This window comes from Halovenus salina, assembly GCF_026410925.1.
GTDB lineage: Archaea > Halobacteriota > Halobacteria > Halobacteriales > Haloarculaceae > Halovenus > Halovenus salina.
In genome coordinates, this window is record NZ_CP112972.1 from 3,160,724 (window position 1) to 3,182,966 (window position 22,243).

Sequence of the window (22,243 nt, forward strand, 5' to 3'; positions counted from 1 at the left end):
ATCATGAGCAGTACACTCGATGCTCGCGCCCGGATGCAACGACTTGTGTCTGAAAGCTCGCCAGCGGCGCTTCTCGGCGCGCTGGCCGCTGTATTGTTGCTTGGCAACGCCGCAGTCCAGGAGACGGGACTGTTCATCGACCAGGCGATCGGTGGTCTGGTTTACGGCATGATTCTCGTGATGATCTCGCTGGGGCTTGCGCTCGTGTTGGGTCTCATGGGTGTTGTCAACTTTGCACACGGTGCGTTGTTCATGCTCGGCGGGTACTTCACCTACGCCGTGATGGCGGATTATGGACTCCCGTTCTGGGCGGCGCTTTTGATTGCCCCGGTCGGTGTCGGCATTGTCGGCATCATCATCGAGGTGGTCGTCCTCCGGCGGCTGTACGGGAAAGAGCCGATTATCGGTCTGCTTGCGACGTTCGGGCTGACGCTGATGATTGAGGAGGCCGCCCGGTTCATTTGGGGGGCGAGTGCCGTCCAGCCGACGAAACCCGAGTTTCTCACCGGCGGGACCGACCTCGTTGTGACACAGGTCGGGACCTATCGTCTCTTTACCGTGGCTGTCTCGACGGTATCGGTGGCGGCGGTCTACTACCTCATTACGAACACCGACTTCGGTCTGAGTGTCCGTGCTGGCGTTCAGGACGGCGAGATGACCGAGTTCGTCGGCGTGAACCTCCCGCTTCGCTTCACGGCGATGTTCTTTCTCGGCTCGGCCATCGCCGGTCTGGGCGGTGCGCTCCGGGTCGTCGAGTTCGGTATCGACCCTGGGGCGGCTGAGGAGTTCGTCCTGCTCGCCTTCGTCGTCGTCGTCATCGGCGGCGTTGGGAGTATCTTCGGCAGCGTACTCGCTGGCCTGCTTGTCGGATGGGCGCAGTTCCTTGTCCCGGTTGTGTTGAGTGCGCTCGCGGTCGTTACTGGTGTCTCGGCAATCAACGTCGAAGGCATCAGTGACCTTATCCCGTTTGCCGTGATGATTGGCGTGTTGCTCGTCCGTCCGCGTGGCCTGTTTGGTGAGGAGGGATTACTCGAATGAGCGAGGAATCCAACAGGAGCGGGGTTGCACTCCCCTCGACGCTGGAACGGTACAAGATTCCACTCGGGCTGGTCGTCCTCGTCGTGGCGTTACGGCCGATTATCTCGAGCGACCTGCTGCTCGGATACAACGCCATCGCCAGCAAGATGCTCATCATGATGTTGTTCGTCGCGGGATTCAACCTCCTCTTTGGCTACACGGGGCTGCTTTCCTTTGGTCACGCGATGTTTCTCGGCTTCGGGCTCTACATCCCGGCAATTCTCGTCTTGAATGGGGCTCCGATGCTTCCGGCCGGCGGCAATCTTACCTTCATCGTCGGGGCCGTCTTGGCGCTTGTGGCTGTCGCCGTCTACGGCTACCTGCTCGGGACGCTCATCGCCGGAATGGGTGAGATCTACTTCGCGCTGTTGACGCTTGCCTTCTCGCAGGCAATCTACTTCCTCGTCCTGCGAAACCCGGCTGACTTGACCGGCGGGTCGAACGGCCTCACCCAGGGAACCCTACCCGACTTCGTCGAACAGACTCGCGGCGAGATTGCAATCGAGGCCTTCGGGCTGTCGCTGGATTGGTACTGGGCCGTGGCCGTCGTCTTCCTGCTCGGGATGCTCGCGCTCTGGCAGGTCGTGCGGTCGCCGTTCGGGCGGTCGCTGGTCGCAGTCAGCGAAAACGAGCAGCTTGCACGGGCGATGGGCGTCGATACCACGAGCTACAAGATCTGGTCGGTCACCTTCAGCGGTGTCTTCTCGGCACTCGCAGGCGTCCTGTTGATGATCCAGAGCTCCGGTGCTGCTATCGAGAACCTCAGTGTGTTCACCAGCGGCGACACGGTGTTGATGGCGGTGCTCGGTGGCGTGAACTACTTCTTCGGGCCGATTGCCGGCGCGTTCTCGTGGCTGTTCGTCGAGGACTTCTTGACGAACTTCGAGCTGTTGCAGTTCCCGCTCTCGGAGTTCACGCTCGTGACGGTCGACCTGAGCGACATTCTGGTCTACTGGCAGTTCCTGCTCGGCGCACTGTTTGTTGTCGTCGTGTTGACTGCGCCCGAGGAAGGTATCTGGGGATACCTTCGGTCGATTCCCGGTTGGTTCCGTGAGCGTCTCCTGGGGGTGAGAAAATGAGTCGCGCAGATGAGACTGGCGAGCAGACAGACAACTCCGAATCGGCGGTCGAGCCGGCAGTGGCACCGTCCTCGGCAGTGCTCGGCGTCGAGGGACTGACCCGGACCTTCGGCGAGGTGCTGGCGGTCGACAGGGTGAGTCTGGGTGTCGAAACCGGCGAACTCCGGGCCATCATCGGCCCCAACGGAGCCGGCAAGACGACGCTTTTCAACTGTATCATGGGAACGCTTGCGCCGACCGACGGGTCGGTTTATCTCAACGAAAGCGAGATAACAGACCAGGGCGAGGAACAACGCCCTCACCTGGGGATGGCTCGTTCCTTCCAGTCGAACCAGCTGTTTGCCGACCAGACGGTGCTGGAAAACATCCGGCTGGTCGTCCAGACGGCCCAACAGGGCGCGTTCTCGATGGACCTGTTGCGCAGCCACTACGACGTGGGCCGCGACCGCGCAATCGAGATTGCCGACGATGTCGGCCTCACCGCCGACCTCGATGCCGAGGCGAAGAATCTACCACACGGCGAACAGCGACGTCTCGGCATCGCGATGGCGCTGGCGACCGACCCCGACGTACTGCTGCTCGACGAGCCGACCAGCGGAATGAGTCCCGCTGCGACGACTGAGACAGCCTCGCTCATCGAGGAGATCCGAGATGACCGCGGCCTGACTGTCGTTCTCATTGAACACGACATGGACGTCGTCCTCTCGATTTCTGACCGTATCACCGTCCTCAACCGCGGCGAGATCATCGCGACAGACCAACCAGCCGAAATCCAGGAAAACAAGGCCGTCCAAGACGCCTACCTCGGCGGCATGCGGGAGGAAATATGACGCTGCTCACAGTCGAAGACCTCGAAGCAGGATATGAGACCGGCCAGGTGTTGTTCGGTGTCGACCTCGATGTCGACGATGGCGAACTGGTCTCGCTGCTCGGCCGAAACGGCGCAGGAAAGACGACGACGCTCCGGTCCATTGCGGGTGCTGCCGAGCCGACGGTGCTTGGCGGCGACATCACCTTCGACGACAAGCGATTGACGGGAACGGCTCCCTACAGTATCGCCAAGGAGGGCCTTAGCTTCGTCCCCGAGGCGCGCCGTTGTTTCCCGCGCCTCACTGTCACCGAAAACATCAGACTCGCGGTCAACCACGCGGAGGACCCCAAGGACATCGAGACGGTGCTCGATTTCTTCCCGGAACTCTCCGAGATGCGCGAGAAACAGGCTCGGAACATGAGCGGCGGCGAACAGCAGATGCTCGCCATCGCCAGGGCACTCGCGGCCAACCCACGGCTGATGTTACTTGACGAACCATTCGAGGGACTCGCTCCCTATATCGTTCGCCGCATCGAGGACATTATCGCCGAAATCAACAGCGAGCAGGGAATCGCTGTCCTGCTCGTCGAACAGAACGTCGCCGCCGCCGTCGCGGTTGCCGACCGGCACTACATCCTCGACGAAGGACGAATCGTCGAGTCGGTCTCGACGGCCAAGCTCCGGGAGAACGAGGAGATGCGACAGCGGTATCTCGGGGTATAGCTCTCTCTACCTATTCGTCAGTGAAGGGGTGCTTGATGTCGTACTGGTCGGCCAGCTCCGTGAGCTGAGTGACTACCCTCTCTGGCAGCGGAATCCCATCTTCTGCCCGCTCCTGTGCCGTCTGGTATTCTGCCTCGCCGGGCAACAGCGGCGACGAGCCTGCGGCGTCACCGGCGGCCACGGACGGATGGGAGTCAGCGGCCCGGAAGTGCTCGACGAATGCCTGGACCTGGTCTGCCATCCGGTCGCGGTCCCCGAACCGAGCCGGGTCGATTGCGATGAAGAACGCACCGTTGTTGAACCACGACTGAGGGTCCCGCTGGCCCGCCACTGGACCGCCGCCGAGAAGACCCGCGAACAGTTCGGCCATGACAGCGAGGCCGGTGCCCTTGTGTCCGGCAGTCGTCCCTCCCAGCGGGCGGATTGCGCCCCACTCGTCGCCCTCGCGGAACGATCCCATCTCGCTCGGATCCGTCAGCGGCTCGCCCTCGGGTGTGACGGCCCACTCTGCCGGTAACGCCTTGCCGTCGGCTTCGGCGGCGTCGAGCTTACCGTGAGCGACCTGTGAGGTGGCCATATCGAGAACGAGCGAAAAGGGGAGCTGATCGAAGGTCGGAACTGCAGCAGTAATCGGGTTCGTCGAAAACCGTCGCGTGGTTGAGCCCGCCGGTGCAACGACGAGACCGCCGCCCGATGTGTGGACGAACGACAGGAAACACAACTTTTGGTCGGCGACCTGTTCTGCCCACTCGCCGATTCGACCCAGATGTGTCGCGTTTCGGATGCCCACGCCGGCGATTCCGTCCTCGGACGCGCGCTCGACCAGGATATCAACCGCCCGCCGGCCGACAAGCTGGCCGAACGCGTTCCCGCCGTCGACAACGGCTGTCCCGCCGGCGCTCTGCTCAACTGCCGGCTCAGCGTCTGGGACGAGCACGCCGTCGGCAATCATCTCACCGTAGGTTGGAATCCGCAACACGCCGTGTGAGGTATGTCCCGTGCGGTCGGCATCGACCAGAGATACGGCGACTTTCGCGGCGGTGTCGGCTGGCGCACCCAGTTCCTCAAGCAGCGACGCTGCAAACACTTCGAGCCTCTCCGCGTCGATTGTGGTCATCGGTTGTATATTAATACCATTGCACATAAGAATTGGCAGGGCCCGTATCGCGCTTTCCTGTCGAGCAGTGGGTCCTGTTGTCGCCGGGGAGCGCTCTGTGGTTGCTGTCTCCGTCGGCTGTATTGCCCCTCTCGGCTCGCCAGAGATGGGTTGTGTGGCGATAACACGGCCCTAGTCAGGCGATTAGTGCCACACCTCCGGCTCGAATGACAGGGTTTATTACCGATAGATTCTCACCTATGAATGCGCTCGCTCGGTTGGTGTAGTCCGGCCAATCATTTTGGCCTTTCGAGCCGAAGACCAGGGTTCAAATCCCTGACCGAGCATTCTTCTGCGAACAAATGAGTGAGAGCAGAGTACACCTACCTGTCTGAGAATGCTGCAGGAGTTGGGTCTTTGTACGCACATCGCAATTCCTCAGTTAGTGTGGTGTGCAACTCCAGCCCAAGTCATTCAACTATCTGTTTTCGGTTGAATCATCCCGTTGCTACCGATGGTAGATCGATCAATAGACTCTCGTATGATGCTGGTATGCAACATAGAGGGCGCGAGTCTTACATAGAAGAGAGTCAGTAGATCGATCCAACAAATACCTGTCAGACAGCGCCCCGAACGCGTTCAGGAATAACGGTCCGTTCGAAGAGTGTGGCGAGTGCAAGGCCAATGAAACTGCCGAGTACAACGATATCAAGGACGAAAAAAAGGCTCCCGGTCAGGATCCCCAGTACGAGCAGACTCTGTATAATCAGAAAACCGACACCCATCGCAACGTAACTGAGCCGTTCGCGCCGTTCTTCGGAAGTCCGGTCATGGATGACCCAGACCAACGGCCCAGAGAGGAGAGCAGCTCCAACAGCGACACCTACAATCCAGACCCACGGTATTGGCTCGTACTCAACAATGCGCACCGCGGCAAGGAATGCGACGAAACCCAGTGACACAACTGGGATACGTCGGCGCACACTTGGTGAGTTTATCAAGCCCATCTGTTGATAATATGTCATAGCATCACATAAACATAGTGGGTTGAATGGGTCTGCTTCAGAACTATCAGGGCGGCACATCTGGCGTTCACTCCCGGAGTGCACAAATCTCCGACCGAGCGTACATTGCCGTCTCCCACAAGCGAGAATAGGCTGACACTCTCTCCGTTGTCCAGCTGACGATACGAAAAGAGGCCCGACTCATAGTGATTGTTGCGGTTATTTTCGTGACCACGTCACGAATCTCGGTGTTTCACGGCGTGAGACCCGCGCCTCGTTTCCCGACGGCGGTAACGACTCGCAACAATCACTATCAGTACTTTGGCTCCGCGCCGGTAACCTCGTAGACTCTGTCCATTACGTCGTCACGGTTTGCCTGCCAACTCTCGAACTCGCCGGGTGTGGTCGGGTAGTTGTCGTAGGTACTCTTGAGGTCGGCAGCGAGTCGATTCACCTGATAGGCTTCCCGTAGCGTGCTCCAGTGGCCGCGGGTCTTCAGTGCAGTCACGACTGCGGCTTTGATCTTCCCCGGCAGCGAAAGCGAGACAGAGCCTTCCTTCCCCATCAGGTCGATAATCATCTCGCCCGGCAGCGCCGTGACGACCTCGGTGAGTTCGTCGACATCGTGAGCACCGCCGAAGATGTTGTAGAGGTCCATTGCGGCGAATTTCTTCCCGAAACCGGTCTGAACGCGGTGGTTGTACTCCCAGAGAGCCGACTCTTCGACGGTGCCCTCACTGATTGCCTCCGTCGCGACCTCGGCTGCCCAGTGACCGGCCTTTGCCGCGCCAGGGATGCCGCCGCCAGTCGTCGGATTCACGTGCCCTGCGGCGTCGCCAACCGACATGAATCCCGGCGCAACGGCGGAGTCGTAGGGCCGGCGTGTCGGCAGCGCCGCACCGAGTTTGTCCTTGACCTCGGCCCCCTCGAACTCGGGGCGTGCTTCGAGGTCGTCTTTGAGCACAGAGACCAGCTCCATCGACGGCTTATTCATCTGGAAGCCCAACCCGGCGTTGATTTCTGTGTTCGTGCGGGGGAAATACCAGAGATAGCCGAGTTCGTCGGTCGGCTTGAAGACAATAGCGTCATCGTACTCAACGGGCTCGGGAATTTCGATGACCTCGCGGTAGGCAGAACAGAACTGCTGGTAGTTGACGTTCGTGTCGTAGGTCGTCCCGTCGAAATCGACCTTGTCCTGTAACAGCGAGAGAGCGCCGGCGGCGTCGATGACGACCTCGGCCTCGTACTCGACCGGGTCGCCCTGCTTGATGGCTTTGACGCCGGTTACTTTCCCGTTCTGGAGGACGTCTTTGACAACGGTGTTGTACTCGATCTCGGCCCCGACGCGGTCTGCCTCCTCCAGTAACACCTCGCCGTAGCGCTTCCGGTCGACGACAGCGCCACTGCCGCTTTTGAACGGAATGTCGTAGTTCTCTCCGTCGGGGTTCATGAACATCGCTCGCTGAATGTTCTCGTTGGTGAACGATTCCTCGCGGAGGTAATCCCGGTCGATCACGTCGGGGAACGTGCTCTTGCCCTTGATTGCGTCCCCACAAGCGATATGTCCGCCCTCGTCCTCGCTTTTCCGTTCGAGGAGGGTTACGTCGAGCCCGTTTTGGGCTGCGGTCGCGGCCGCGAAACAGCCCGAGGTCCCGCCGCCAACAATCACGATATCGCGGGTTTCCGTTGTCATCGGACAATTTGTTCACGCGGGACTCGTAAAAAACCTCAGATTGCCGCCCCGATACCGACAGGATAAACAGGTGCGATTTCGCATGTTCTCTCAATGCTCGAACGGAGCGCAGAGTGGCTCGCTCGACACAACCGTCTACCCACCTCAGCACGTGCTGTGTTCGGCTATTATGCCCAGGCCGGGGTGTTCGATGTCGGGAGTCTGCGACTCAAGCGCCGCGTCGATTCCCGCATCGAGGGGTACGTTGAGGACACATTCGGGGCGGTCGAGGAAGCCATCGCCGAGGAGTTCGGATACGAGTACGTCTCCTTCGATTACGGTACGAAACTTCTCCTCCCGGCGAATCTCACGCTTGGATATCTCTATCGACACGCCGACGAATCTGTCCACCACAAGGCCGAACAGGTCACCAGGCTCGCGGTTGAGGCCCTGCTCGACGGGGATATGCGTGACGCAATCAACGACGATGAGTACGACGACTTCGAGGTCGATTTCGCTGCTGATACAGCAGACCGCCGTCGCGTCGCGGAGATTGCACAGGAGGTCATCCAGTCAAGAGTCGACCGACAGTTCTCGACACATCCCGAGGACGTCCGTGACGTGTACGACTGGGCCGTCGCCATCTCCGAACGACACCAGGAGGAGGACCCTTATTTCAGAGAGCTGATGGAGCGGGCACGGGACGGCGAGGCAGAGGCACTCGCTGCTATCAGAGATGAGTACAAGTTCGCCGGCTTCGAGGAGGAGCCGTCGCTGTTCTCCGAGGGCGAACTTTCGCTCCCGTATCTGAAAACCCAGTACGACCGTGTTGGCGTCATCTACGACGCTATGATTCAGATGTACCGCCGGAGCGGCCTCGAAATCGAAGACGACTTCCACCGGTCGATCGTGCTGGCGATCATCGGTGCCCAGCTCTGGCTCGATGATGTCGACGATTACCCGGCGGATATGGCCGACGGACAGCTCACCCCGGTGACCGCTGAGTACCTGCTCACTGACGACGAGACTGCGGCACACGAGCAGGTCGTGAATATCAGCCACGAGTACCTCGACCGGGCCGAGCGACAGGCGACGGCAGCGGACTCGACACTAACCGGTATCGCGGCGGAGTACATCCGCAGAGACGGCGACCCGTCGATCCTCCCACCGTGACCGGCGACGAGAGGATATCCTTTTAAGCTCCTGTGGAGTCGTCTAGCGTATGTCGCTACCGGACATCGCAACACGGCTGGAACGGGCCGCGTCGACGGCCACGATAGCCGGCCGGTCGCTGCTCGGACTGGACACCAATCCGGTCGCCGCCGACTGGCGGCACATCACTAAGGTTGACCCGGAAGGTGAGAAACAGCTGCCGCTGTGTTATCCGTTGTATCTCTCCCACACAAGTGCCATCTCGGTCGGTGGCTCGCGTGACGTGACCAGCGAGAACACCGCAGAGACCTTCGACCTGTTGGAGTTCTCGCCGGCTCCCGCCTTTCACGAGCCGAGTGACGCGACCCACGTGACCGACGAGACACGAGAGCAATCGACGTTTCTCGCGATTCCCGAGGTACTCAACGGGGACAGCGAGGCGCTCGTCGGGACACTCGGGCTCGGTATCGAATACGTCAAAGAGGACCTCGGACCGTCGATGCTGGCCGACAAGCTGGGGGTCTCACTCGACGGCGTGTTCGGCGACCGAATCGGTAATTTCGCCGCCGGCTACATGCTCCAAGATGCCGTCTTCGAGGCCTACATAATCATGAACTCGGACAGCGCGGCCGCGCGTGAGGCCAACGTCACCGAGGACGACCTGCTGTCGCCACAGGTGGCCAAACAGCGCGCCCTTGCCGCCGAACACCACCTCGAAAGCGAGGTCATCTATCTCGAATACTCCGGCACCTACGGGGGTGAGGAAGCTGTCGACATCCTGGAGGCCATCGACGGGGCTACCACCTGGTCCCGGCTCTGGTACGGCGGCGGACTGGACAACCGAGAGAACGCACAGGCCGTGCTCGATGCAGGAGCGGATGCCGTCGTCGTCGGCGACATCTTCCACGACATCGCGGCCGAGGAGGCCGAGCTGTTCGAACAGGCTCGCACGGAGTTCGATGGGCCCGTTGAGGTCGACGCTATCCGTGACTGGATCGAGACGACCGCGACGGTGCCAGAGATGAGCGCCACACGGTATCTCTCAACGATCACAGACGTGCCACAGCCCGAAACGCAGGCGCTCGACTATCTGGCGTCGGGCGTCTCGTTTGCTCTCGAACTTGAACGAATTGCCGACCGGACGGAGACCGACACGCAGTCAGCGATACGCGAGGCGGTCGAGGACGAGACACTCGCCGTCGAAGCCGACCTCGCAGAGGTCCTGAACGGGAGCAACGCGACAGCGTTCACAAATAGTGTCGGGACAGCTCTGGTAGCAGACAGTCAGGATGGCGACAGCGACCTCCCCTCTCGCCACCTCGGTATCTCGCTCTAGGCCTGTTCTTCGATGAGCGCATCTGCGGTGTGTTGGCCACTGATGAGACACATCGGGACGCCGATTCCCGGCGTCGTGAATGCGCCGGTGTAGTAGAGTCCGTCGAGGACCTTCGACCGGTTCGACGGCCGCAGGAGAGAAGTCTGTCGGAGTGTGTGGGCAAGGCCGAGCGCGGTGCCGCGGGTGGCGTTGTACCGCTCTGCGAAGTCACGGACACAGAAGGACTCTTCAAGCACGATGCGGTCGCGCAACTCGACACCGGTGTTCTCGGCGATATCGTCGAGAATCTGGTCGCGGTAGCGCTCGCGGAGCGCATCCGTGTCGGGAAGGCCGGGCGCGAGCGGGACGAGCACGAACAGGTTGCTGTGTCCCTCCGGCGCGACCGAGTCGTCGGTTACCGAGGGCGCACAGATGTAGTATGCCGGCTCGTCGGGCCAGGACGGCAGTTCGAAGATCTGCTCGAAGTGGTCGTCCCAGTCCTCGGGCAAGACGAGCGTGTGGTGGTCGAGTGGCTCGACGTCGCCTTCGACGCCGAGATAGAGCAAGAACGCAGACGGCGCGTAGGTCTTCGAGTCCCAGTAGTCGTCGTCGTACTGGCGCTCGTGTTCGGGCAGGAGGTCACGCTCGACGTGGGCGTAGTCGGCGTTTGCGACGACCGTGTCGGCCCGGCGCTGACCCTGCTCGGTGTCGAGAATGAACTCGTCGTGGCCGCGCGTGAGTCCTGTCACCTCGCTGTCAGTAACGTACTCGACGCCGAGTTCCTCGCCAAGCTCGACGATGCCGTCAACGACGCTGCTCATTCCGCCGTCGGGATACCAGACGCCGAGGTTGAAGTCGACATGGCTCATGATGTTGTACAGCGCCGGAGTGTTCTTCGGTGAGCCGCCGAGAAAGACCAGCGTGTACTGGAGTAGTTGCTTGAGCTTGGGGTGGTCGACGTACTTCTCGACGTGGTTCTCCATCGAGCCGACAAGCTGGAGGCCGATTGGGGCGGCGGTCATCACATCGGTGTCGACCCAGTCTGTGAGGTTCGACCGGTCCTCGTAGACGAACTTCTCCATCGCTGTCTCGTAGTGGGTCTTCGAGGTGTCGAGATACTCTTGGAAGGCCTCTCCCGCACCCTCCTCGTAGGACTCGAAGACCTCGGCCATCGCGTCGGGGTCGCCGCGGGCGTCGACGCTGTCGCCGTCCTTGTAGAAGATCCGGTAGTGTGGATCGAGCCGCTGGAGGTCGTAGTAGTCGTCGACGTCTCTGTCGAAGTGGTCGAAAAACCGCTCGAAGACGTCGGGCATCATGTACCAGGACGGGCCCATGTCGAACTTGAAGCCGTCACGTTCGAGCACCGAGGCGCGGCCGCCGAGGCTCTCGTTCTTTTCGAGAACTCGAACGTCGGCACCTGCGTCGGCCAGATAACACGCCGACGAGAGGCCTGCGAATCCGCTCCCGATAACGGTCACGTCCGTGTCTGCAAGAGTCATCACCAGATGATTACAACGGGGCGACTATAAAGGAGGTGCCTAACCGCTGGGTTGGTATCGCCTGACGTCTTTCTGTTTCGCCCTCGGCCTACACGCTCGGGTACATATCCTCCAGGTGGATACTGGGGACCGTTCGCTCCTCGCCGACTGAAAAGGTATGTGTCCCCTCGACGGTGCCCCAGATGTCGACATCGGTTCCGGCATCGATACTATCGCCGAACCAATCACACCGGAGCAGGCGGTCTCCGTCAGGACGGTAATCCGGGTGTTCGATTGTCATCTGGAACGACCCGTTGTTCATCTCGGTGGTCGCGGTGATGGTCACAGCCGCGTAGTGTACCGGCTCGCCCCGCCAGTCGTTGATGTTCTCCATCAGGGTGTTCCAGCCGGGCGACCTGGCGTTTGCCTTGATCTGCTGTAGCTCCGAGTCCCCGTCGTCTCCGCCCAGCATATCCTCCACCGTGGAACATCCTGCGATAGTCGCCGTTCCCAGCGTGGTGAGCAGCGTCGCGTACTCGCGTCGGTCCATACACCGACACGACACGGCAGGTAAAAAGTAGCTTCGTGTGGCTGTGCAAACCCGGATTGTGGTCGTTTAGTCGAGCAACTCGTCGGCGATGGTGTTCCGGAGAATCTCGCTGGTCCCCTCGTAGATTTCGTTGAGCTTGGCGTCGCGGTAGAACCGTTCGGCGGGGAAGTCCTTGGTGTAGCCGTAGCCGCCGTGAATCTGGATACCCTCGTTTGCGACCTCTCGGGAGACCTCGGAGGCGTACAGCTTCGCCTGTGCGGCGTCTTTAACGTAGCTCTCGCCGCGTATCTTCTTGTCTGCGGCCTTGTGCATGAGCATCCGGGCGGCCTCGGCCTTGGTGTCCATGTCAGCGAGCTTGTGCTGGATGGACTGGAACTCGCTGACCGGCTGGTCGAACTGTTCGCGGTCCTGTGAGTAGTCCAGGGCCTCGTCAAGCGCCGCCTGTGCGATACCGACACCGCGGGCCGCGATAGTGATGCGGCCGCCGTTGAGCGTCTTGAGCGCCTGGACCAGGCCACGTCCCTCCTCGCCGAGTCGCCGGTCCTCGTGAACATGGAGGTCGTCGAAGCGCAGTTCTGCGGTCGGGCATCCCTTGTCGCCGAGTTTGTGCTCGGTTCCCTCGACGATGAAGCCGTCGTCTTCCTCGGGACGGACCACGAACGAGGAGATCCCTTTGCCGCCCGCCTCGGGGTCGGTCTTGGCGAAGACGACCACCGTGTCGGCGACCGACCCGTTCGAAATCCAGAGCTTGCCGCCGTTGATGACGTACTCGTCGCCGTCTTTCTCGGCGGTCGTTTCCATCGCAGGAACGTCACTCCCCGCGCCGGCCTCCGAGAGCGCGAACGCGCCGACTTCCTCACCCTCGGCGAGGGGAACAAGGAACTCCTCTTTCTGGGCCTCGTCACCGAAGTCATAGATCATGTTACAGGCCAGCGAGATGTGGGCGGCGACGATAGTGCCCAGCCCGCCACTGCCGCGTGAAATCTCTTCGAGTGCCATCGCATACGAGTGATAGTCCAGGCCGGCACCGCCGTACTCCTCGGGAATCGGCATCCCCATCAGGCCAAGTTCTGCCATCTCATCGACGAGGTCCCAGGGGAACTCGTCGGTCTCGTCGATTTCGGCTGCGCGTGGCTTGATCTCCTCGTCGGCGAACTCGGCGACCATCTCCTGTATCTGGCGTTGCTCGGTCGTGAGGCTGAAATCCATACGCGTGTGTTCTCGTTCCGAGGTAATAATGGCTGCCTTGTGCTGTTGTTCAAGATGCTGGTCAAGCAGAGCCAGACCCCTGTGGTGCAGTCTACGACCGTGTTACTGGACTGCTAAGACGGAGCGTTGATGTGTGTGCTGTATGAACCGACAGGCGATGCACCTCCCCGACGGGTGGACAGCCGACACGGTCACGGCGAACGGAATCGACATTGGATACTATCGGACAGGCAGCGGCCCACCGGTCGTGATGGCTCACGGGATGTACGACAGCGGCCGGCGATGGGTTCCACTAGCGGAGGCCCTCGCCGAGGAGTACGAGGTCATCACCTACGATGCCAGAGGGCACGGCCGTTCGGCCGCCCCGGAATCTGGCTACGATATCGACAGTCGGGTGGCCGACCTCGTGGGATTGGTCAAGGAACTGGGCCTCACCGACCCGATTCTCCTCGGCCATTCGATGGGGGCGGCAACCGTCGCGTGGGCGGCTGCCAGTACTCCGGACCTCCCCGCTGGGCTCGTTCTCGAAGACCCCGCCCGCTTCAGAGACACACCCGAGTTGAGCGTCGAGCGTGCAGAGGAGATTACCCGACAGAAGCTGTCTGAATCCCAGTCCAGACCAATCGAAGAGCGAGTCGACGAACTGGCCGAGGACCACGACATCGAACGAGACCACGCGCGCCGTCTCGCCGTTGGGACCGACGAATGCAGTCCGACCATCGCACGAATTGCACAGGAGCACGACCCCGTCACGGATGCATTCGAGGATATCTCCACCCCCACGCTGGTGTTGCGCCGTGACGTGGCGGTATCAGAACGCGTGAGCGACCACCAGGCGGCCGAACAACTCGCCGAGGGGCGGCTCGTACACGTTCCTGGTGCTGGTCACTACATCTTCCGTGACGAATACGAGGCCGCATACGCCGAATTACAGACGTTTCTCGAACGATGCTGAGGTGAGCATTCACTCTATCTCGACGGCGAGGTTCCGGAGCTTCTCGACACGGTCTTCTACCGCGGGGTGGGTCCGGAACAGCCGCCCGAGACGGGTTTCGCGTACCTCTGCGGCCAGCAGTGCGTTTGCCTGCTCGGCCTCCCGGAGGTCGTCTTCAGGAACGGATTCGAGCTCGTCCGAGATAGTTTCGAGCGCGCTAATCATCGCGGTAGGGTTGCCGGTCAGCGTCGCGGCACCGCGGTCTGCGGTGTACTCGCGGTATCGGGAGACGAGCCGGCCGACGAAAAACGCCCCGACCCAGACGAACAGCGCGGCCACGTAGCCGGCAATCATACTGCCGCCCCCACCCTCGCCACCGCCGCCGTCGCCAAACAGGAAGCCCCAGCGAACAATCCAGCCGGCCATAATCGACAGCGCCGTGATACCGGTCATCAGTTGGAAGTCCCGGTTGACGATGTGGGAGAGTTCGTGTGCAAGCACCGCGTCGATTTCCTCGTCGTCCAACTCGGAAAGCAGCCCGGTCGTGACACAGATGACAGCGTCACTCTGTTTGCGACCGGCCGCGAAGGCGTTTGGCGTCTTGTTCTCGGCGACGGCGACGCGGGGTTTCGGAACGTCTGCCTGGCGCGCCAGCGACGTGACTCGGCTGTGGAGGTCGGGATACTCCTCGCGGTCAACGACACGCCCGTCGAGTGTCCGCAAGGCGAGGTCGGCCCCGTAGTAGTACTGGCCGCCGACGAGCAACAGGACGGCCATGGCGATGCCGATAAAGTGGCCGATTCCGGTCGCGCCGGTGAAAAAGCCAAACAGCATCGCGACGCCGTAGCCCAGGCCGATGTACAGCCCACCCAGCGCGAGCAGTGTCAGGACCATCCGAACGCCCAGCCCCCAGCTGTAGCGTTGTTTCATACACTACTGTACGGGCTGGACACTGATAACTGGTCGACTCTGTTTCGCCCTGAGAATCCCGAAATCGACGGATAGTGTCTGTGCTCTGGGATGTCAGCGGCCGGCCCCAAACGACCAAGGCACTCCAGTCCTACCACCCGGACAGAGGATGGGAGACGCAGAGAATCTCGGTGACAACTGGTTGACTGACCTCGGCGTAGACCTCGCCGACACTGACGTCGACCTGGGGGCAGATATCGACGACGGAGACGTACTCTCGTTGCTCGACCCCGTGGTTCAGGAGTGGTGGGTGGAACAGTTTGGGGAGTTCGTCCCACAGAACGGGGGTTTCTTTACGCCGCCACAGAAGGAAGCAATCCCGCTCATCGACGAGGGGACGAACGCGCTCATCTGCTCGCCGACCGGCAGCGGCAAGACACTCTCTGCGTTTACCGGCATCATCAACGAACTGTTCGAGCGCGACCGGACCGAAGGGCTCGAAAACAGCGTCTACTGTCTCTACGTCTCGCCGCTGAAGTCACTGGCAAACGACATCCATCGGAACCTCGACGTACCGCTTGCGGGCATCACCGAGAAACTCGACGACCGGGGCGAAGATGTCGAGATACGCCACGCAATCAGACACGGTGACACCGACGACAGCGAGCGCCAGGCGATGCTCGACGAGACACCGCATATCCTGAACACGACGCCGGAGACACTCGCCATTCTGTTGAACTCGCCGAAGTTCCGCGAGAAGCTCCGGACCGTCGAGTACGTTATCGTCGACGAGATTCACAGCCTCGCCGAAAACAAACGGGGGACACACCTCTCGGTCTCGCTGGAACGGCTGGAAGCGTTGGCCGAAGGGTCGCCAACGCGAATCGGCTGCTCGGCGACGGTCGAACCGCTGGATACGATGGCCGAGTTTCTCGTCGGTGCCGACCACGAACAGGTCGACCTCGACGGCGAGGCCGACGACTGGACCCCCAGAGAGTACGAACTGGTCGACACCCGGTTCGTCCGGGAGTTCGACATCGAACTCTCCTGTCCGACTGACGACCTCATCAACACGCCCTCGGGGGTCGTCAACGACCGGTTCTACCGCGAACTCCACGAACTCATCGAGGAACACACCAACACGCTCGTGTTCACGAACACGCGCTCGGGGGCCGAACGCGTTCTGCACAACCTCCGGGAGCGTTTTGCGGCCTACGACGAGTCCAACTCCGGCTGTCACCACGGCAGTCTCTCGAAAGACCGCCGCCAGGAGATAGAGGAGTCACTCAAAGAGGGCACACTCGACGTCGTGACGACCTCCACGTCGCTGGAACTGGGTATCGACATGCCACACTTGGACCTCGTCGTCCAGGTCGGCTCGCCCAAATCCGTCGCCGCACTCCTCCAGCGCGTCGGTCGGGCTGGCCACCAACTCGGCGAGACTGTCACGGGCCGGGTCGTCGCGCTCGACCGCGACGAACTCATCGAGTGTGGCGTTATGCTGAAAAAAGCCCAGGAGGGGTTCGTCGACCGCGTGTTCGTCCCGGAGAACGCCCAAGACGTGGCCACACAGCACGTCTACGGCATGGCAATCAACGGCCCACGCCCCGAGGCAGAGATACGCCGCATTCTGGCGTCGGCCTATCCGTATCGGAGTTACGACGACGAGGACTGGGAGCAGTTGTGCCGGTATCTCACGGCCGACTACGAGGGAATGGAAGACAAGAACGTCTACGCGAAAATCTGGCGAGATACCAACGACGCTCCCGACGGCGAGTATCACTACGACGAGTATTCTGTCGGCGAGCCGCTCATCGGCAAGCGCGGCAGGCTCGCGCGGGTCATCTACATGACCAACATCGGGACAATTCCAGACTCCTTCACGTGTGACGTGTTCACCCGCCAGAGCGACGAGTGGGTCGGACAATTGGACGAGGAGTACCTCGATACGCTGGAGTCGGGCGACGTGTTCGTTCTCGGCGGCAACCGCTTCGAGTACAGCTATCGTCGCGGCTCGAAGGTGTACGTCGACCGGACGAGCGCGCGCCCGACCGTTCCCTCGTGGTTCTCGGAGCGGCTCCCCCTGTCGTACGACCTCGGCAGAGAGATTCTCGACTTTCAGGGCGCGTTGCTCGACAGACTCAACGAGGGCGGTCGGTCGGCGGCCAGAGTCTGGCTCCGGGAGTTCCCGCTCGACGAAAACAGCGTCCAGGCCATCACCACGATGTTCGACGAGCAGCGCCGATATGCCGGTCCGGAGAGCGTGAGCACCGACCGGCGACTCGTCATCGAGGAAGAGATGGACCACGAGGAGTACGAGCGCCGGTACTACGTCCACTCGAACTACGGCCGGCGGTTCAACGACGGCTTCTCGCGACTGCTCGCCTACGAGTGTGCCCAACAGGTCAACGCCAACGTGAAAGTCGCCGTCGCCGACCACGGATTCACGCTGTCGCTGCCGTTGAACCGGAAGGTCGACCTCGCGGGTCTCTTAGAGAGCGTCGACCCCTTGGAAGCCCGGGCGAAGCTCCGGGCGAGCCTGGAGGGGACCGACCTCCTCCAGCGGTACTTCCGCATCAACGCCACGCGGGCGCTGATGATTCTCAAACGCTACAAGGGATACGAGAAATCCGCGAGCGAACAGCAGGTCAACAGCGAGATGTTGCTCGGCTTCGCCGAGGACCTTGGAGAGTTCGCCGTCATCGAGGAGACCTACCGCGAAATCCTCGAAGACAAGCTCAACGTCGCGGGCATTGCCGAGGTTCTTCAGGATATTCAGACCGGCGACCTGACCGTAGCGACGACTCGCGTCGACTCGCCCACGCCGAAGGCGTTCGGGCTGGCGACGCTGATGGCCTCGGACGTGGTTCTCGCCGAGGACGAGTCGGCGGTTCTCCAGGAGTTCCACCAGCGCGTCATCGACGAGATAGAGGGTGAAAGAGAGGCCCCGTGAGTCGACGGGCCGTGTCCCACGGGGGATAGTCGAAGGTTTACCTGTTCGTGGCTCGAAGCGAACGTATGACAGAAATCGCGGGCAGGAACCGGCTGGACGAGGAGGAGAGCCCTTACCTCCGTGACCACGCCGACAATCCGGTGAACTGGCAGCCCTGGGACGACCAGGCCCTGGAAGAGGCCCGAGAACGCGACGTCCCCATCTTCCTCTCGGTGGGGTACTCGGCCTGTCACTGGTGTCACGTGATGGCCGACGAGAGCTTTGCCGACGAGTCCGTCGCGGAGGTCCTCAACGAAAACTTTGTCCCAATCAAGGTCGACCGTGAGGAACGGCCCGACGTGGACCGCATCTACCAGACGCTCTGCCAGCAGGTGAGCGGTCGGGGCGGCTGGCCGCTGTCGGTCTGGCTGACCCCAGACCAGAAGCCGTTCTACGTCGGGACCTACTTCCCGCGGGAGTCACGCCGTGGGATGCCCGGATTTCTCGAACTGCTCGAAGACATCACCGAGTCTTGGAACGACTCAGAGGAGCGCGCCGAGATGGAAGACCGTGCCGAGAAGTGGACCGACGCAGTCGAAGGCGAACTCGAAACGGTCCCCGACCAACCCCACGAGCCCGACGAGGATGCCGTCGAGCAGGCGGCGAAAGCGGCCGTCAGGGCCGCCGACCGGGAGTACGGCGGCTGGGGGTCGGGACCGAAGTTCCCCCACGCCGGCAGACTGCATATACTGCTCAGGGCTCACCAGCGGACCGAACGGGATGTCTACCTCGATGTGGTCGAAGAGACGCTCGACGCGATGGCAAACGGCGGGATGTACGACCACATCGGCGGCGGCTTCCACCGCTATGCGACCGACCGCGACTGGACGGTCCCACACTTCGAGAAGATGCTCTACGACAACGCCGAACTCCCCCGGGCGTACCTGGCGGGCTACCAGGCGACGGGCAAGGAACGGTACGCGACCGTCGCCCGGGAGACGCTCGATTTCGTCGAGCGCGAGCTGACTGACGACGACGGCGGCTTCTTCGCGACGCTCGACGCCCAGAGCGAGACCGACGACGGCGAGCGCGAAGAAGGGGCCTACTACGTCTGGACGCCAGAGGAGGTCCAGACGGCCGTCGACGACGAGACCGACGCCGAACTGTTCTGTGAGCGATACGGCGTCACCCGGGCCGGGAACTTCGAGGGGGCGACCGTGTTGACGTTCGACCGCTCACTCGACTCGCTGGCCGACGAGTACGACCTGACAGACGAAGAAATCAAAGACGCACTCGACAGGGCACGCCAGCAGGTCGCACAGCGCCGCGACGAGCGCGCCCGACCACACCGTGACGAGAAGGTGTTGGCGAGCTGGAACGGGCTGATGATTCGTGCCTTTGGGACCGCAGCACTGGTCCTCGACGAGGCGTACGCAGAGCCGGCTGTCGCGGCTGCCGAATCGGTACTCGACACCCACTGGGACGAGGACGAACAGCGGCTCAAGCGCCGACACAAGGACGGTGTGACCAAGATAGACGGCTACCTCGACGACTACGCCTTCTTCGCTCGGGGCACCTTCGAACTGTTTCAGGCCACCCGTGAAGTGCGGTGGCTCGCGGTCACGATGGACCTCGCCGAGGCCATCGAACGCGAGTTCTACGACCCCGAGGCGGGAACGCTGTACTACACGCCCAAAGACGGCGAGTCGCTCATCACGCGACCACAGGAGTTGACCGACCAGTCGACGCCGTCGAGCATCGGCGTCGCCACAGAGTTGCTCGACAAACTCGACCACTTCCGGACGGACGACCGCTTCGCCGAGGTCGCCGAGACGGTCATCGAGACACAGGGCAACAACGTCAAAGCGAACCCGCTCCAGCACGCCTCGCTGACGCTCGCATCCGATACGGTGACCTACGGGACTCTGGAGGCGACGCTCGTCACCGACGACAAGCCAGAGGCCTGGCTCGAGGAGTTCGAAGACCGCTATCTCGGCTCGCGAATCGTCGCCTGGCGGCCCATCGACGAGGAGGAGTACGGCGAGTGGCTGGAGACGCTGGGACTCGACGAGGACCCATCCATCTGGGCTGACCGCGACGCGCGACTGGACCACAAAACTGCGTACGTCTGTCGGGCACGGACCTGCTCGCCGCCGCGCAATCAGCTTTCGACGGCGCTGGCGTGGTCCGAACACATGCTGTAACGCCTACGCCAGTTCAGTCTTAATTTGCTCGGCGAGATAGACCGCAATCGGGACTCCCTCGCTCTCGACGAAGCGACACAGTTCTTCGCCGTCGTGTTCGACCACGACCGTCGGAATCAGTTCGACCTCGTACTCCTCGACACCCGGTCCCTGTTTGTCGGTGTCGAGTTCGTACTGCTCGATGTTCTCCTCGGGAACCGAGGCGGCATCGAGCGCCGCGGCGAAGTCAGGAAGCTGTGAGCGGCAGTCGGGACACCAGTCCCCGCCCCAGACGTGGAAGACGAGGTCATCGCCGTGTTCTTCGAGCGTGTCTACGGTCTCCTCGTGTGCGCCGCCCGCCCAGGCTGGGTTCGGTTCGAGCGTTGTCAGTGCCATATCTCTCCTTCCGGTTCGACGGCCCTTACGCTGTCGCTTGGCTGTCGTGGCGAGGCTTCGGTAGCCCACTGCCGCAGTCATCGCGTATTTATACGTGAGCGTCTGAGGTTAGTGTGGTGAACGACTCGATACTGGAGACGCTGGGCTCGCCTCTCGTGAGTGTTGATAGCCCCACCGAGACGACGATTGCGGCGAAAATCGAATCGTTCAATCCCGGCGGGTCGGCCAAGGCCAGGCCCGCGATTGCGATGATCGAACGCGCCGAGGACCGCGGCGAACTGGAGCCGGGAGACACCATCGTTGAGCCGACCAGCGGCAACACCGGCATCGGCCTCGCTATGGTCGGCGCAGCGAAAGGGTACGATGTCTGTCTCGTGATGCCGGCCTCTCGCTCGCCCGAACGCCGCCAGCTGATGGCGGCCTACGGCGCGGATATCGAACTCGTCGAGGGGGACATCTCGGTGGCCCGGGACCGCGCTGCCGAACTGGAGAGTCGTCCGGACCACATCGGAATGCACCAGTTCGAGAACCCCGCGAACCCGGAGGTACATTACCAGACCACTGGGGCCGAGATACTCGACCAGGTTGACCGGCCGGTCGACGCGCTCGTCGCTGGTGTCGGAACAGGCGGCACGATAACAGGCATCGGCCGACGGCTCACCGAAGCGTACCCCGAGCTCTCGGTCGTCGGCGTCGAACCCGATGAAAATGCCGTGTTGTCGGGCGAAGAGTCGGGTGACGACGACTTCCAGGGGATGGGGCCGGGCTTCGTCAGTGATAATCTGGATAGGGAACTCCTCGACGGGGTCGAGACGGTAACCGTCGAACGGGCCGAGGCTGAGTGCCGCAGGCTCGCCAGAGAGGAAGGTCTCCTCGTCGGCCAGTCCTCGGGAGCATCGTTACTCGGTGCGAAACGGGTGGCGCGACGGCTCCGCGAGGAACAGTCTGACCCACTTATTATCACTGTCTTCTGGGACTCCGGTGAGCGGTATATGACGACTGGCATGTTCGACGACCAGCCCTGATAGTGATTGTTGCGGTTATTTTCGTGACCACGTCACGAATCTCGGTGTTTCACGGCGTGAGACCCACACCTCGTTTCCCGACGGGGGTAACAACTCGCAACAATCACTATGAGTGTATACTTTTTCAGACAGTGTAAATTGCCTCTACGTCTCGCCGATCAGAGTGGCCATACCGGTCGAGAACGCGACATAAAGACGCTACCCACGCCACTCGTCGAGGATTAGCTGGGTTGTGGTACTCACCACTTTGTCCATCTCACGGGCTCGTGATATCAGCCCGTTGAGACCGCGAGTGTCTTTTGTGTCTACGACAAGCACGATGTCCTCCTCCCCGGAGACTTGCCAGACAAAATCGACCTCTTCCCACTTCGCCATCTGTTCGGTCAGCCCGCCGGTGTGGACGTCTACATCGACGGTAATCTCTATCATCGCTTTGACGTTTCCTGTCCGTGTTGCAACGGTGAACCGTTCGATTACGCCCGATTCAACCATCCCTTCGACACGGTTGCGAATCGTCCCCTCCGAGGTGCCGACCTGTTCTGCTATCTCCGTGTACGGCGTCCGCGCGTCTCGCCGGAGGATGTCCAGAATCTCACGGTCGAGTTCGTCCATCGAGATATGTACGTTCTGCTGGCCAGTACTTCAACGCTACGAATTTCGTAACTGAGTTTCGAAAGCAACGTTTATCAACGGGTCTT

General features: G+C 61.6%; 19 protein-coding genes and 1 tRNA gene. 11 read left to right on the forward strand and 9 right to left on the reverse strand.

Translation table 11 applies throughout. The features are described 5' to 3' along the window. Window positions 1-3: 3 nt before the first annotated feature. The 4 genes from OSC37_RS15960 to OSC37_RS15975 are packed head-to-tail and all read left to right on the forward strand — an operon-like array spanning window position 4 to window position 3,690. Complete coding sequence (locus tag OSC37_RS15960; protein ID WP_267162424.1) at window positions 4-1,038, forward strand: branched-chain amino acid ABC transporter permease; 1,035 nt, start codon at window positions 4-6, stop codon at window positions 1,036-1,038. Beyond that, a complete protein-coding gene (locus OSC37_RS15965; protein ID WP_267162425.1) occupies window positions 1,035-2,156 on the forward strand; it encodes a branched-chain amino acid ABC transporter permease in 1,122 nt (373 codons plus the stop codon). Before OSC37_RS15960 ends, OSC37_RS15965 begins: the two co-directional genes overlap by 4 nt. After that, window positions 2,153-2,986, forward strand: coding sequence for an ABC transporter ATP-binding protein (locus tag OSC37_RS15970; RefSeq protein WP_267162426.1), 834 nt, complete (start codon window positions 2,153-2,155; stop codon window positions 2,984-2,986). Before OSC37_RS15965 ends, OSC37_RS15970 begins: the two co-directional genes overlap by 4 nt. Beyond that, a complete protein-coding gene (locus OSC37_RS15975) occupies window positions 2,983-3,690 on the forward strand; it encodes an ABC transporter ATP-binding protein (protein WP_267162427.1) in 708 nt (235 codons plus the stop codon). Before OSC37_RS15970 ends, OSC37_RS15975 begins: the two co-directional genes overlap by 4 nt. Window positions 3,691-3,700: 10 nt before the next feature. On the opposite strand, the gene OSC37_RS15980 is transcribed toward OSC37_RS15975, so the two are convergent. Beyond that, window positions 3,701-4,807: an Ldh family oxidoreductase gene (locus OSC37_RS15980; protein WP_267162428.1), complete on the reverse strand. Its 1,107-nt coding sequence runs from the start codon at window positions 4,805-4,807 to the stop codon at window positions 3,701-3,703. Between the two features lie 251 nt (window positions 4,808-5,058). On the opposite strand from OSC37_RS15980, the gene OSC37_RS15985 reads away from it, so the two are divergent. Further along, window positions 5,059-5,133, forward strand: a tRNA-Glu gene (locus OSC37_RS15985). Between the two features lie 270 nt (window positions 5,134-5,403). On the opposite strand, the gene OSC37_RS15990 is transcribed toward OSC37_RS15985, so the two are convergent. After that, the gene (locus OSC37_RS15990; protein ID WP_267162429.1) at window positions 5,404-5,793 is read right to left on the reverse strand and encodes a hypothetical protein; all 390 of its coding nucleotides are present in this window, start codon (window positions 5,791-5,793) and stop codon (window positions 5,404-5,406) included. A 310-nt stretch (window positions 5,794-6,103) separates the two neighbouring features. Next, on the reverse strand, window positions 6,104-7,483 hold the full coding sequence (locus tag OSC37_RS15995; RefSeq protein ID WP_267162430.1) for a geranylgeranyl reductase family protein: 1,380 nt from the start codon (window positions 7,481-7,483) through the stop codon (window positions 6,104-6,106). Window positions 7,484-7,576: 93 nt separating this feature from the next. On the opposite strand from OSC37_RS15995, the gene OSC37_RS16000 reads away from it, so the two are divergent. Both OSC37_RS16000 and OSC37_RS16005 read left to right on the forward strand, forming a co-directional pair. Then, on the forward strand, window positions 7,577-8,635 hold the full coding sequence (locus OSC37_RS16000) for a hypothetical protein (RefSeq protein ID WP_267162431.1): 1,059 nt from the start codon (window positions 7,577-7,579) through the stop codon (window positions 8,633-8,635). Between the two features lie 49 nt (window positions 8,636-8,684). Further along, entirely contained in the window at window positions 8,685-9,950 is a 1,266-nt protein-coding gene (locus tag OSC37_RS16005) for a geranylgeranylglyceryl/heptaprenylglyceryl phosphate synthase (RefSeq protein ID WP_267162432.1), read from the forward strand. Here OSC37_RS16005 and crtID read toward each other — a convergent pair. From crtID to OSC37_RS16020, 3 genes are all read right to left on the reverse strand, one after another. After that, window positions 9,947-11,428: a bifunctional phytoene desaturase/3,4-desaturase gene (gene crtID / locus OSC37_RS16010; RefSeq protein ID WP_382186603.1), complete on the reverse strand. Its 1,482-nt coding sequence runs from the start codon at window positions 11,426-11,428 to the stop codon at window positions 9,947-9,949. The genes OSC37_RS16005 and crtID overlap by 4 nt on opposite strands. Window positions 11,429-11,516: 88 nt before the next feature. Continuing rightward, window positions 11,517-11,957 carry a hypothetical protein gene (locus tag OSC37_RS16015; RefSeq protein ID WP_267162434.1) on the reverse strand — a complete coding sequence of 147 codons (441 nt, stop codon included), beginning with the start codon at window positions 11,955-11,957 and terminating at the stop codon, window positions 11,517-11,519. 66 nt (window positions 11,958-12,023) lie between these two features. After that, on the reverse strand, window positions 12,024-13,166 hold the full coding sequence (locus OSC37_RS16020; protein WP_267162435.1) for an acyl-CoA dehydrogenase: 1,143 nt from the start codon (window positions 13,164-13,166) through the stop codon (window positions 12,024-12,026). Window positions 13,167-13,308: 142 nt separating this feature from the next. On the opposite strand from OSC37_RS16020, the gene OSC37_RS16025 reads away from it, so the two are divergent. Beyond that, window positions 13,309-14,121 (forward strand): alpha/beta fold hydrolase, encoded by an 813-nt coding sequence (locus OSC37_RS16025; protein ID WP_267162436.1) that lies wholly within the window; start codon window positions 13,309-13,311, stop codon window positions 14,119-14,121. 9 nt (window positions 14,122-14,130) lie between these two features. Here the strand turns inward: OSC37_RS16025 and OSC37_RS16030 are convergent, their stop codons facing one another. Next, window positions 14,131-15,030 (reverse strand): M48 family metalloprotease, encoded by a 900-nt coding sequence (locus tag OSC37_RS16030; RefSeq protein ID WP_267162437.1) that lies wholly within the window; start codon window positions 15,028-15,030, stop codon window positions 14,131-14,133. A 148-nt stretch (window positions 15,031-15,178) separates the two neighbouring features. Here OSC37_RS16030 and OSC37_RS16035 point away from each other — a divergent pair, with 148 nt between their 5' ends. Both OSC37_RS16035 and OSC37_RS16040 read left to right on the forward strand, forming a co-directional pair. Beyond that, window positions 15,179-17,962 (forward strand): ATP-dependent helicase, encoded by a 2,784-nt coding sequence (locus OSC37_RS16035; protein WP_267162438.1) that lies wholly within the window; start codon window positions 15,179-15,181, stop codon window positions 17,960-17,962. A gap of 65 nt (window positions 17,963-18,027) precedes the next feature. Further along, window positions 18,028-20,145: a thioredoxin domain-containing protein gene (locus tag OSC37_RS16040; protein ID WP_267162439.1), complete on the forward strand. Its 2,118-nt coding sequence runs from the start codon at window positions 18,028-18,030 to the stop codon at window positions 20,143-20,145. A gap of 3 nt (window positions 20,146-20,148) precedes the next feature. Here the strand turns inward: OSC37_RS16040 and OSC37_RS16045 are convergent, their stop codons facing one another. Beyond that, window positions 20,149-20,520, reverse strand: coding sequence for a thioredoxin family protein (locus OSC37_RS16045; RefSeq protein WP_267162440.1), 372 nt, complete (start codon window positions 20,518-20,520; stop codon window positions 20,149-20,151). A gap of 116 nt (window positions 20,521-20,636) precedes the next feature. Here OSC37_RS16045 and OSC37_RS16050 point away from each other — a divergent pair, with 116 nt between their 5' ends. Next, window positions 20,637-21,545, forward strand: a complete 909-nt coding sequence (locus tag OSC37_RS16050; protein ID WP_267162441.1) for a PLP-dependent cysteine synthase family protein — start codon at window positions 20,637-20,639, stop codon at window positions 21,543-21,545. Between the two features lie 198 nt (window positions 21,546-21,743). Here OSC37_RS16050 and OSC37_RS16055 read toward each other — a convergent pair whose 3' ends face one another. Next, window positions 21,744-22,157 (reverse strand): Lrp/AsnC family transcriptional regulator, encoded by a 414-nt coding sequence (locus tag OSC37_RS16055; protein ID WP_267162442.1) that lies wholly within the window; start codon window positions 22,155-22,157, stop codon window positions 21,744-21,746. Between the last annotated feature and the right edge of the window lie 86 nt (window positions 22,158-22,243).